This is a genomic window from Roseibium denhamense (genome assembly GCF_009711415.1).
Taxonomy (GTDB): domain Bacteria; phylum Pseudomonadota; class Alphaproteobacteria; order Rhizobiales; family Stappiaceae; genus Roseibium; species Roseibium denhamense.
Genome location: NZ_SMLZ01000069.1, coordinates 1 through 12,758, shown reverse-complemented (window position 1 = coordinate 12,758; position 12,758 = coordinate 1). Strand labels below are relative to the sequence as shown.

The window sequence follows — 12,758 nt, the reverse complement described above, 5'->3', positions numbered from 1 at the left end:
GGCGTCGTCGCATCCATCATCGAGTAATCGGTGTATTGCTGCCGGGTTTCGGCCCGGCAGCACGCCTCTCTAGGCTTGCAGCCGCAAGGCCGACGGGGTATCAGGAGCAAGATCGCGATAGTGGTCGACCTGAAGGGGTATAGCTCAGCTGGTAGAGCGACGGTCTCCAAAACCGTAGGTCGCGGGTTCGAACCCTGCTGCCCCTGCCAAAATTGCTCTTGATTTGTTTGCCTCGAGGGCTTAAACAGTTTCCTCGAGTGAGGCGCGCGAATGATGTTCGCGCGCCCACTCGTATTTAACAGACCGGACTTGGAATGGCGAAGACCAATCCCTTTAAATTTATCCAGGAAGTGCGCACCGAAACGTCCAAGGTGACGTGGCCGACGCGCCGGGAGACCGCCGTGACCACCGTTATGGTGTTCATCATGGTGATGATCGCATCGATCTTCTTTCTCATCGCGGATCAGCTGATGAGCTGGGGGATCGGTCTGTTGCTGGGTATTGGCGGCTAATTCCGCCGCCGCCGGTCTTTTAGAAAAGAACAAGAAACGGAACTGATATCCATGGCCAAGCGCTGGTACATTGTGCACGCCTATTCGAATTTCGAGAAAAAGGTCGCCGAGTCCATTCGCGAAAAGGCCGAGCAGAAAGGTTTGTCCGATCTGTTTGAAGAGATCCTCGTTCCGATGGAAAAAGTCGTCGAAGTGCGCCGGGGCCGCAAGGTCGATGCCGAGCGCAAGTTTTTTCCGGGATACGTCCTGGTCAAAATGGACATGACGAACGAGGCGTTCCACCTGATCAAGGATACGCCGAAAGTAACCGGGTTCCTGGGCGCGGATCAAAAGCCGATGCCGATCCCGGAAAAGGAAGCGCTTCGCATCATCAATCAGGTGCAAGAGGGCGTGGACCGGCCGAAGCCGTCCGTCAGCTTCGAGGTTGGCGAGCAAGTGCGCGTGTCCGATGGTCCGTTTGCCTCGTTTTCCGGCCTCGTTGAGGAAGTGGACGACGAGCGTGCGCGCCTCAAGGTTGCGGTTTCGATCTTCGGCCGGGCAACGCCGGTTGAACTGGAATTCGGTCAGGTCGACAAGCTCTGACTGTTTGCCGCCGGTTAGGCGGTTTGAGAGCCTGGGCGATAAACTTGTCCGGGATAGTCGGTGGAAGGTTGGGGTGCCCATCGCCGGGTGCCCAAAAGGGCCAGACCACCACCTCCCATGCTGGCGGATTGCCGTCCGCCCATGAATGAATGGAGAGCAAAATGGCGAAAAAAATTGAAGGCTTCCTGAAGCTTCAGGTGCCGGCTGGTTCTGCCACTCCGTCCCCGCCGATTGGTCCGGCGCTGGGTCAGCGTGGTTTGAACATCATGGAATTCTGTAAGGCGTTTAACGCGCAGACCCAGGATGTCGAAAAAGGCGCTCCGTGCCCAACCGTCATCACATACTACTCCGACAAGTCTTTCACGTTTGAAGTGAAGACCGCTCCGGTCAGCTTCTTCCTGAAAAAGGCAGCGAAGATCCAAAAAGGGTCGACCACACCGGGCAAAGGCACAATCGCATCCGTGACCAAGAGCCAGGTCAAGGAAATCGCGGAAGCCAAGATGAAAGACCTGAACGCCAACGACATCGAAGCAGCGATGCTGATGGTCGAAGGCTCCGCCCGCTCCATGGGCCTCGAGGTAACGGAGTAAGATCATGGCGAAGGTTGGAAAACGTATTAAAGCAGCGCGTGAAGGCATCGACCGTAACAAGCTGTACTCTCTTTCTGAGGCCGTTAGCCTTCTGAAAGAGCGCTCCAAGACGAAATTTGACGAATCTGTTGAAGTTGCGATCAACCTGGGCGTTGATCCGCGTCATGCTGACCAGATGGTCCGCGGCGTATGCGTCCTTCCGAATGGCACGGGCAAGTCCGTGCGCGTTGCAGTTTTTGCACGCGGCGACAAGGCCGAGGAAGCCAAGGCTGCAGGTGCCGACATTGTCGGTGCTGAAGAGCTGGTTCAGGAAGTACAGGGCGGCAACATCAACTTTGACACCGTCATCGCGACCCCGGATATGATGCCGCTTGTCGGCCGTCTCGGTAAGGTGCTCGGCCCGCGTGGCATGATGCCAAACCCGAAGGTCGGAACGGTTACCCCGGACGTTTCCAAGGCGATTAATGACGCCAAGGGCGGTGCTGTTCAGTTCCGCGTGGAAAAGGCGGGTATCGTTCACGCTGGTGTTGGCAAGGTCTCGTTCTCCGAAGACAAGATCTCCGAGAACATCAAGGCTTTGGTCGACGCCGTGCAGAAAGCCAAGCCGACCGGCGCAAAAGGCACCTACATGAAGCGCGTTGCCCTGTCCTCCACGATGGGCCCGGGCGTGAAGGTAGATCTGGCAACTGTTGCCGGTGAGTGATCCGTCAAACGGATCTAAAATGAGATTTCAGCCGTATGGCTGAATAGATCCGGCGGTCCGCCGCCGGATTGCCCTGTCCGAGACTGCAGGTGCCGGGAGACCGGCTTAAGCCGAAAAGGCCTGCATAGATGGGTGAGAACTGTTTCTCCGCGATGGCGGGCAAAAAGTTCGAACCAGCCTTGCCGAACTGATTGTGAGGTAAGGGGACAGGACCCTGAGCGTCGTCTTTCAAGACGGTTCCGGGTTCGGAGCCACCTTAGGACGGCAAGGTAAACCGGCGGCGGGAACGCCGCCAAATGGAGAAGGCAAGTGGAAAGAGCGGAAAAGCACGAGTTCGTGACTGCTATCAACGCTGAGCTGGCGGGAGCCAGCACCGTTGTGGTCGCGCACTATGCAGGCCTTTCGGTTGCTCAGATGACCGCCCTGCGCTCATCTGTACGCGAAGCCGGTGGCTCTGTAAAAGTCGCAAAAAACCGTCTTGTGAAACTCGCCCTCAAAGGCACAGACCTTGAGCACATCTCCGACCTGTTTCAGGGCCCGACCGTACTCGTCTACTCCGACGATCCGGTAGCCGCTCCTAAAGCAGCCGTCGATTTCGCTAAGGCAAACGATAAGTTTGAAATCCTTGGCGGTGCTCTCGGCACGACAAACCTGAACCCGGAAGGCGTCAAGTCTCTGGCAACCATGCCGTCGCTCGATGAGCTGCGTGCGAAACTGGTTGGCATGATCCAGACACCGGCTTCCCGGATCGCTCAGGTTGTCAACGCACCGGCCGGGCAGCTCGCCCGCGTCTTCAATGCGTATGCCACGAAGGACGAGGCCGCATAAGGCGACCAAATACACTGTCTATACAACCACTATTGGTTCGAACTTAAGGTACTAAGAAAATGGCTGATCTTGAAAAGCTCGTAGAAGAACTGTCCGCATTGACCGTTATGGAAGCGGCTGAACTGTCCAAGCTTCTGGAAGAGAAGTGGGGCGTTTCTGCTGCTGCTCCTGTTGCAGTTGCAGGTGTTGCTGCAGCTGGCGGCGAAGCAGCTGCTGCTGAAGAGCAGACTGAATTCGACGTTGTTCTGGCTTCTGCTGGTGACAAGAAAATCAACGTCATCAAAGAAGTCCGTGCAATCACCGGTCTTGGCCTGAAAGAAGCTAAAGAGCTCGTCGAAAGCGCTCCGAAGGCGGTCAAAGAAGGCGTTGCCAAGGACGAAGCGGAAGAGCTGAAGAAGAAGCTGGAAGAAGCAGGCGCTTCTGTCGAGCTTAAGTAATCAGGGCTTAAGCCCTATACGGTCCCGGTTTGCCGGGGCCGTTTCTTGCCCCGGCGGGTCTGACCCGTTTCCGGGGCAAACGTCCCGCTAGGGCAAGGTGTAGTCAGCAAGAGCTGGGATGCATCGTTCTAGCACCCCATAGACCGGTCAGTTTGATAGGCAAGCTGATCAGATTGGGGGACGGTTTTCCGAAGCGCCCGGGCAGATAGCCCGATTGGACAAGGGGCGTTTCGGGAAGCCGTTACCCGGCCGATACGAGGAGCGACAATGACCCAAACGTTCAACGGTCGCAAAAAGGTCCGTAAATACTTCGGATCAATCCGCGATGTTGCGGCTATGCCGAACCTGATTGAGGTTCAAAAAGCATCTTATGACCAATTCCTCCAGGTCGACGAGATGCCGGGCGGCGGCCGAAAAAATGAAGGCCTGGAAGCTGTCTTCCAGTCCGTGTTCCCGATTTCCGATTTTGCGGGAACATCCCTCCTGGAATTTGTTTCCTACGAATTTGAAGCTCCGAAATACGACGTAGATGAGTGCCGCCAGCGCGACATGACCTTCGCTGCGCCGCTGAAGGTGACCCTGCGCCTGATCGTATTCGATGTTGACGAAGACACCGGAGCGAAGTCCGTCAAGGACATCAAGGAACAAGACGTCTACATGGGCGACATGCCGTTCATGACAGACAACGGTACGTTCATTGTGAACGGTACCGAGCGCGTGATCGTGTCCCAGATGCATCGGTCTCCTGGCGTGTTCTTTGATCACGACAAGGGCAAGACCCATTCCTCCGGTAAGCTCCTGTTCGCAGCCCGCGTCATTCCTTACCGCGGCTCTTGGCTCGACATCGAATTTGACGCCAAGGACATCGTCCACGCCCGTATCGACCGGCGCCGGAAGATCCCGGTAACGTCCTTGCTGATGGCGCTTGGTCTCGACGGTGAGGAAATCCTCAATACGTTCTACAAGCGGATCGACTACGCCCGCCAAAAGGATGGCTCCTGGCGGATGCCGTTTGACGGTGACCGTTTGAAGGGCACCAAGGCGTCTTACGACTTCATCGATGCCGATAGCGGCGATGTCGTGATCGAAGGCGGCCGCAAGATCACCGCCCGGACAATCAAGCAGCTCGCCGAAAAGGGCGTGACCGCTCTGAAGGTGACCGATGAAGATCTGCACGGCCAGTATCTGGCCGAAGATGTCGTCGACATGCAGACTGGTGAGATTTACGCCGAAGCAGGTGAGGAAATCACCGGCAAGGTGCTCGAGGAACTGGTTGAGCGTGGCTACCACGACCTCGTGGTCCTGGACATCGACCATGTGAACACGGGCCCTTATATCCGCAACACGCTGTCCGCAGACAAGAACGAGTCGCGTGAAGACGCACTGTTCGACATCTACCGGGTCATGGGTCCGGGTGAACCGCCGACCATCGACACGGCAGAGGCCATGTTCCAGTCGCTGTTCTTCGATGAAGAGCGCTATGACCTGTCCGCGGTTGGCCGCGTGAAGATGAACATGCGTCTCGACGTTGATGCGGAAGACACCGTCCGCGTTCTGCGCAAGGAAGACATCCTGGAAGTTATCCGGGTCCTGCTTGAGCTGCGCGACGGTAAAGGCGACATCGACGACATCGACAACCTGGGCAACCGCCGTGTTCGCTCCGTTGGCGAGTTGATGGAAAACCAGTACCGTGTTGGCCTTCTGCGCATGGAACGGGCGATCAAAGAGCGGATGAGCTCCGTCGAGATCGACACCGTGATGCCGCAGGACCTGATCAATGCGAAACCGGCAGCCGCTGCCGTCCGCGAATTCTTCGGCTCCTCGCAGCTGTCGCAGTTCATGGACCAGACCAACCCGTTGTCGGAAGTCACCCACAAGCGCCGTCTCTCGGCTCTTGGACCGGGCGGCTTGACCCGTGAACGCGCAGGCTTTGAAGTCCGCGACGTTCACCCGACACATTACGGACGTATCTGCCCGATTGAGACCCCGGAAGGTCCGAACATCGGTCTGATCAACTCGCTGGCGACCTTCGCCCGTGTCAACAAATACGGCTTCATCGAAAGCCCGTACCGCAAAGTGAAAGACGGCACGGTCACCAACGACGTGGTCTACCTCTCCGCTATGGAAGAGGCCAAACACTACGTTGCTCAGTCGAACGCCGTTTATGATGCGGACGGCCGCTTCACCGAAGAGCTGATCACCTGCCGTCACGCCGGTGAAAACATGATGGTTCCGTCCGACAAGGTCGACCTCATGGACGTTTCGCCGAAGCAGCTTGTGTCAGTTGCGGCCGCGCTCATTCCGTTCCTTGAGAACGATGACGCGAACCGCGCTCTCATGGGCTCGAACATGCAGCGTCAGGCCGTGCCTCTGGTTCGTGCCGAAGCGCCGTTTGTCGGCACCGGTATGGAGCCGATCGTTGCCCGGGATTCCGGTGCGGCTATTGGAGCGCGCCGGGCAGGGGTGGTCGATCAGGTGGATGCGACCCGTATCGTTATCCGCGCGACCGAAGATCTCGACCCGGGCAAGTCCGGCGTTGACATCTACCGTCTGCAGAAGTTCCAGCGCTCCAACCAGAACACCTGCATCAACCAGCGCCCGCTGGTTCGTGTTGGTGACAAGGTTCACAAGGGCGACATTATCGCCGACGGTCCGTCGACCGATCTTGGTGATCTGGCGCTCGGCCGGAACGTGCTGGTCGCGTTCATGCCTTGGAACGGCTACAACTTCGAGGATTCAATCCTCTTGTCCGAGCGCATCGTTTCTGACGATGTCTTCACCTCCATTCACCTCGAGGAATTCGAAGTGATGGCGCGTGATACGAAGCTTGGGCCGGAAGAAATCACCCGCGACATTCCGAACGTATCGGAAGAAGCGCTGAAGAACCTCGATGAAGCTGGCATCGTTTATATTGGCGCCGAGCTGAACCCGGGCGACATCCTCGTCGGCAAGATCACACCGAAGGGCGAAAGCCCGATGACGCCGGAAGAAAAACTCCTGCGCGCCATCTTCGGTGAGAAGGCCTCCGACGTGCGTGACACGTCCCTGCGCCTGCCGCCAGGGGTTTCCGGTACCGTTGTCGAAGTTCGCGTCTTCAACCGCCACGGCGTTGAAAAAGACGAACGCGCGATGGCCATCGAGCGTGAGGAAATCGAACGTCTTGCAAAAGACCGTGACGATGAGCAGGCGATCCTTGACCGCAACGTCTATGGACGTCTGGCCGAGATGCTGATGGACAAGGTAGCTGTCGCCGGACCGAAGGGCTTCAAGAAGGACACGCAACTGACCGGGGACGTTCTTAACGACTTCCCGCGCTCGCAGTGGTGGCAGTTTGCCACTGACGACGAGAAGTTCATGTCCGAAATCGAAGCTCTGCGCGGTCAGTATGACGACAGCCGCAAACGTCTTGAGCAGCGGTTCATCGACAAGGTCGAGAAACTGCAGCGCGGTGACGAATTGCCGCCAGGCGTCATGAAGATGGTCAAGGTCTTCGTTGCCGTGAAGCGCAAGCTTCAGCCGGGCGACAAGATGGCCGGCCGTCACGGTAACAAGGGCGTGGTCTCCAAGATCAACCCTTGTGAAGACATGCCGTTCCTGGAAGATGGCACGCATGTTGACATCGTTCTCAACCCGCTTGGTGTTCCCTCGCGCATGAACGTCGGTCAGATCCTTGAGACCCATATGGGCTGGGCCTGCCGCGGTATGGGCTTGCGCATCGGCGAAATGTACGATGAGTACCGGAAAACCGGCGAGATCGAGAAGCTTCGTGGCAAGGTCATCGAGATCTACGGCGACAACATGAAGGGCGACAACGTCAAGGAATTTGACGATGAAGGCGTCGTCCGCCTAGCAGAGCAGCTGAAGAAGGGCGTGTCCATTGCGACACCGGTCTTCGACGGTGCCCGCGAACCTGATGTTGTCGATGCGCTGAAGATTGCCGATTTCGACACCAGCGGTCAGTCGACCCTGTTCGATGGCCGGACCGGTGAGGAATTCGACCGCAAGGTGACCGTGGGCTATATCTATATGCTCAAGCTTCACCACTTGGTCGACGACAAGATCCACGCCCGTTCGATTGGCCCATACTCGCTCGTCACCCAGCAGCCGCTCGGTGGTAAGGCGCAGTTCGGTGGCCAGCGCTTCGGGGAGATGGAGGTCTGGGCGCTTGAAGCCTACGGTGCAGCTTACACGCTGCAGGAAATGCTTACGGTCAAGTCGGATGACGTTGCCGGCCGTACGAAGGTCTACGAGGCCATCGTCCGCGGCGACGACACCTTCGAGGCCGGCATTCCGGAGAGCTTCAACGTGCTTGTGAAGGAAATGCGGTCCCTGGGTCTCAACGTTGAACTTCAACGAACCGATGTACCCGCGATTGGCGAGGAAGAAGCTGCAGACGCTGCAGAATAACCCCGGCAACGGACCCCTTTAGACTGAAATGCCGGTTCCGGGGAGGTAAGCTGACCTTACCTCCCGGCCGAGCATCGAAGGAGACGGATCATGAATCATGAGGTCATGAACCTGTTCAATCAGCAGGCTCCCACACAGACCTTCGACAATATCAAGATCTCTCTGGCTAGCCCCGAGAAGATCCTGTCCTGGTCATTCGGTGAGATCAAAAAGCCGGAAACCATCAACTACCGGACATTCAAGCCGGAGCGTGATGGTCTTTTCTGCGCCCGCATCTTTGGCCCGATCAAGGACTACGAATGTCTTTGCGGCAAATACAAGCGTATGAAATACAAAGGCGTCATCTGCGAGAAGTGTGGCGTGGAAGTCACCTTGTCGCGCGTGCGCCGTGAACGGATGGGCCACATTGAGCTGGCCGCACCTGTCGCCCACATCTGGTTCCTGAAGTCCCTGCCGAGCCGCATTGGTCTGCTGCTCGACATGACCCTAAAGGATCTGGAACGCGTTCTGTATTTTGAGAACTATGTCGTACTGGAACCGGGCCTGACTCCGCTCAAGCAGCACCAGCTTCTGTCTGAAGAAGACTTCGTCGCCGCTCAGGACGAGTATGGCGAAGATGCCTTCACGGCGATGATCGGTGCGGAAGCGATCCGCGAGATCCTGATGTCGATGGATCTTGAGCGCGAGTCCGAAAAACTCCGCCAGGAAATTGCCGAAGCAACGACCGAGCTGAAGCCGAAGAAGCTGGCAAAGCGCCTGAAGGTCATCGAAGCCTTCATGGAATCCGGTAACCGCCCGGAGTGGATGATCATGACTGTTGTTCCGGTCATCCCGCCGGATCTTCGTCCTCTGGTTCCGCTCGATGGCGGCCGGTTCGCGACATCGGATCTCAACGATCTGTACCGCCGCGTGATCAACCGGAACAACCGTCTGCGCCGCCTGATGGAACTGCGTGCCCCGGACATCATCATCCGGAACGAGAAGCGCATGCTTCAGGAATCCGTTGACGCTCTGTTCGACAACGGCCGCCGTGGCCGTGTCATCACAGGTGCCAACAAGCGTCCGCTGAAGTCGCTGTCCGACATGCTGAAAGGCAAGCAGGGCCGCTTCCGTCAGAACCTTCTTGGTAAGCGCGTTGACTATTCCGGCCGTTCGGTAATCACCGTGGGTCCGGAACTCAAGCTTCACCAGTGTGGATTGCCGAAGAAAATGGCGCTTGAGCTGTTCAAGCCGTTCATCTATTCGCGCCTCGACGCCAAGGGCTTCTCTTCAACCGTCAAGCAGGCGAAGAAGCTCGTTGAAAAAGAGCGTCCGGAAGTCTGGGATATCCTGGATGAGGTGATCCGCGAGCACCCGGTTCTCTTGAACCGCGCGCCGACGCTTCACCGTCTTGGGATTCAGGCGTTCGAACCGACCCTGATCGAAGGCAAGGCAATCCAGTTGCACCCGCTCGTCTGTTCGGCGTTCAACGCTGACTTCGATGGTGACCAGATGGCTGTTCACGTTCCGCTGTCGCTCGAAGCGCAGCTGGAAGCGCGGACGCTGATGATGTCCACGAACAACATTCTGCACCCCGCCAACGGTGGTCCGATCATTGTGCCGTCTCAGGATATTGTTCTGGGTCTCTATTATCTGTCCATCATGGCAGAGAAAGAGCCGGGCGAAGGTATGGCTTTCGGTGATATCGGCGAGATTCACCATGCATTGGCCAACAAGGTCATCACGCTGCATACGAAGATCAAGGGCCGTTTCAAGTCCATCGATGCCGAAGGCAACCCAACTTCGGAAATCTTCGAGACGACTCCCGGCCGGATGCTGATCGCGGAGCTGCTGCCAAAGCACCATGAAGTGCCGTTCGATGTGGCCAACAAGTTGATGACCAAGAAGGACATCTCCAAGATGATCGACACGGTTTACCGTGCGTGCGGTCAGAAGGAGACGGTTATCTTCTGTGACCGGATCATGCAGCTCGGCTTCAAGAATGCTTGTAACGCTGGCATTTCCTTCGGCATGGACGACATGCAGATCCCTGATGCCAAGCAGAAGCTGGTGGCAGAAACCTCTGCACTCGCAACAGAGTACGAGCAGCAGTACAATGACGGTCTGATCACCCAGGGCGAGAAGTACAACAAGGTTGTCGACGCCTGGGCTAAATGTACCGACAAGATTGCTGATGAGATGATGGCCCGCATTAAGGCGGTCCAGATGGATGAGGAAACCGGACGTCAAAAGCCGATGAACTCGGTCTACATGATGTCGCACTCCGGTGCGCGTGGTTCGCCTCAGCAGATGAAACAGCTCGCCGGTATGCGCGGTCTTATGGCCAAGCCGGACGGGTCGATCATTGAGAACCCGATCATCTCGAACTTTAAAGAAGGCCTCTCGGTTCTCGAGTACTTCAACTCCACCCACGGTGCCCGTAAGGGTCTGGCCGACACGGCGTTGAAGACTGCGAACTCCGGTTACCTGACCCGCCGTCTGGTGGACGTTGCCCAGGACAGCATCATCCTTGAACAGGATTGCGGTTCCGAGCGCGGCATCACCGTGGCTCCGATCGTGGACGCCGGTAACGTCATCGCCTCCTTGGGCATGCGTATTCTTGGCCGCACCACGGCGGAAGATGTGATCAACAACGCCACCGGCGAAATGATTGTTCCGAAAGGAACGCTCATCGACGAGAAAGATGTTGATGCCATCGAGGCGGCGAAAGTTCAGCAGGTGAAGATCCGTTCGGTTCTGACCTGTGAAACGGAAACCGGTGTCTGTGCGACCTGCTACGGCCGTGACCTTGCCCGCGGTACACCTGTGAATATGGGTGAAGCGGTCGGCGTCATCGCGGCCCAGTCCATTGGTGAGCCGGGCACCCAGCTGACCATGCGGACGTTCCACATTGGTGGTACGGCTCAGGTTGTGGACTCATCGTTCATCGAATCCAACGTCGATGGCACGGTGAAGATCCGGAACCGCTCGGTTCAGCGGGACTCCGATGGCAATCTGATTGCCATGGTCCGGAACATGTCCATCGTTGTCATCGACAGCGACGACAACGAGCGCGCCGTTCACCGGGTGGCGTACGGCTCCAAGCTGCATGTCGACGAGGGCGACGCGGTCAAACGCGGCCAGCGGATTGCCGAATGGGATCCGTATACCCGTCCGATGCTTGCCGAAGTTGACGGTGTCGTGGACTTTGAAGACCTGGTTGACGGGGCTTCTGTTCAGGAAACCGCCGATGAGGCGACCGGTATCACCAAGCGTGTCGTCATCGACTGGCGGTCATCGCAGCGTGGCGCGGATCTGAAGCCGGCTATCGTCATCAAGGACGACAAAGGGTCTGTTTCCAAGACCTCGCGTGGTTCTGATGCCCGTTTGCTTCTGTCGGTTGACGCGATCCTGTCGGTCCAGCCGGGCAACTCGGTCAAGGCCGGTGACGTTCTGGCCCGTATTCCGCTGGAAAGCGCGAAGACCAAGGACATTACCGGTGGTCTTCCGCGCGTTGCGGAATTGTTCGAGGCGCGCCGTCCGAAGGATCACGCGATCATCGCGGAAATCGATGGGACGATCCGTTTCGGCCGGGACTACAAGAACAAGCGCCGCGTGATCATCGATCCTGCAGAGGATGGAGCGGAACCGGTCGAATATCTCATCCCGAAGGGCAAGCACTTCCACCTTCAGGAAGGCGATGCCATTGAGAAGGGTGAGTATATCCTCGACGGTAATCCGGCACCGCATGACATCCTGGCCGTTAAGGGCGTTGAGGCACTCGCTGCCTACCTCGTCAACGAAATCCAGGAAGTCTACCGTCTGCAGGGCGTGACCATCAACGACAAGCACATTGAAGTGATTGTCCGCCAGATGCTGCAGAAGATCGAGATCACCGATGCCGGTGACACCGAGTTCTTCTCCGGCGAGCAGATCGATAAGATTGACTTCGAAGAAGCCAATCAACGTGCGATTGACGAGGCGAAGGAGCCTGCCAAGGGTGTCCCGGTTCTGCTGGGTATCACGAAGGCATCGCTGCAGACCAGGTCCTTCTTCTCCGCCGCCTCCTTCCAGGAGACGACCCGCGTTCTTACCGACGCAGCGGTCAACGGCAAGACCGACCCGCTGGTTGGCCTCAAGGAGAACGTCATTGTCGGCCGCTTGATCCCGGCCGGTACCGGCGGGGTGATGAAGCGGATCCGCAAGATTGCAACCCACCGCGACGACCTGATCCAGGAAGCGCAGCGTCAGCAGTCTTCGGAAAGCGCGGCAGAAGGCCTTCTGGAAGATATGTCCGGTGCCGCCGAGTAACCGGGCCGGAAACGAAAACACGAAAGGCCGCCCGTGGGCGGCCTTTCTTTTGAAATGATGAGAAATGGAACGCGCCATGAACGACAATGACGAAGACATGGAACCCGTCGTTTACATCGTAATCGGCAGGGTCTGGCAGGACGAAAGCACCAATCCGGACGATGCTTTGACCATCCATGCATTGCTGACGGCACCGGATGATGACGATGCCGTGCGCAAGACGCTAGAGGCGCTGTCAGCCCAGGGCTTTGTAGAGGCCGAGCTGGATCAGATTGGCATCATGGACGGCGAACCCGATGATCCGCTATATGAAGGCGCATATCAGGATGCACTTTCCGGCAATGTCGCAATTGTTACATTTTCCGATTAATTAGCTTCTGATAATACTGACAATATTATTATTTCACTA

9 protein-coding genes and 1 tRNA gene are annotated in these 12,758 nt (G+C 57.3%); all 10 read left to right on the top strand.

From position 1 onward, the window contains the following. Positions 1-133: 133 nt before the first annotated feature. The 10 genes from E1180_RS00630 (at position 134) to E1180_RS00585 (ending at position 12,719) form a co-directional block, all read left to right on the top strand. A tRNA-Trp gene (locus tag E1180_RS00630) sits at positions 134-209 on the top strand. 105 nt (positions 210-314) lie between these two features. Next, entirely contained in the window at positions 315-512 is a 198-nt protein-coding gene (gene secE, locus E1180_RS00625; RefSeq protein WP_155189151.1) for a preprotein translocase subunit SecE, read from the top strand. Positions 513-563: 51 nt separating this feature from the next. Continuing rightward, complete coding sequence (nusG, locus tag E1180_RS00620; RefSeq protein ID WP_133946845.1) at positions 564-1,094, top strand: transcription termination/antitermination protein NusG; 531 nt, start codon at positions 564-566, stop codon at positions 1,092-1,094. Positions 1,095-1,255: 161 nt separating this feature from the next. Next, complete coding sequence (gene rplK / locus E1180_RS00615) at positions 1,256-1,684, top strand: 50S ribosomal protein L11 (protein ID WP_155189150.1); 429 nt, start codon at positions 1,256-1,258, stop codon at positions 1,682-1,684. 4 nt (positions 1,685-1,688) lie between these two features. Continuing rightward, positions 1,689-2,387, top strand: coding sequence for a 50S ribosomal protein L1 (gene rplA / locus E1180_RS00610; protein WP_155189149.1), 699 nt, complete (start codon positions 1,689-1,691; stop codon positions 2,385-2,387). Positions 2,388-2,696: 309 nt separating this feature from the next. After that, positions 2,697-3,215 (top strand): 50S ribosomal protein L10, encoded by a 519-nt coding sequence (gene rplJ / locus E1180_RS00605; protein WP_283404729.1) that lies wholly within the window; start codon positions 2,697-2,699, stop codon positions 3,213-3,215. A gap of 59 nt (positions 3,216-3,274) precedes the next feature. Beyond that, positions 3,275-3,652, top strand: coding sequence for a 50S ribosomal protein L7/L12 (gene rplL / locus E1180_RS00600; protein WP_155189148.1), 378 nt, complete (start codon positions 3,275-3,277; stop codon positions 3,650-3,652). Positions 3,653-3,919: 267 nt separating this feature from the next. Continuing rightward, positions 3,920-8,059: a DNA-directed RNA polymerase subunit beta gene (gene rpoB / locus E1180_RS00595; RefSeq protein WP_155189147.1), complete on the top strand. Its 4,140-nt coding sequence runs from the start codon at positions 3,920-3,922 to the stop codon at positions 8,057-8,059. 90 nt (positions 8,060-8,149) lie between these two features. Next, positions 8,150-12,349, top strand: coding sequence for a DNA-directed RNA polymerase subunit beta' (gene rpoC, locus E1180_RS00590; RefSeq protein ID WP_155189146.1), 4,200 nt, complete (start codon positions 8,150-8,152; stop codon positions 12,347-12,349). Between the two features lie 76 nt (positions 12,350-12,425). Further along, a complete protein-coding gene (locus tag E1180_RS00585; protein WP_155189145.1) occupies positions 12,426-12,719 on the top strand; it encodes a regulator in 294 nt (97 codons plus the stop codon). Positions 12,720-12,758 lie beyond the last annotated feature (39 nt).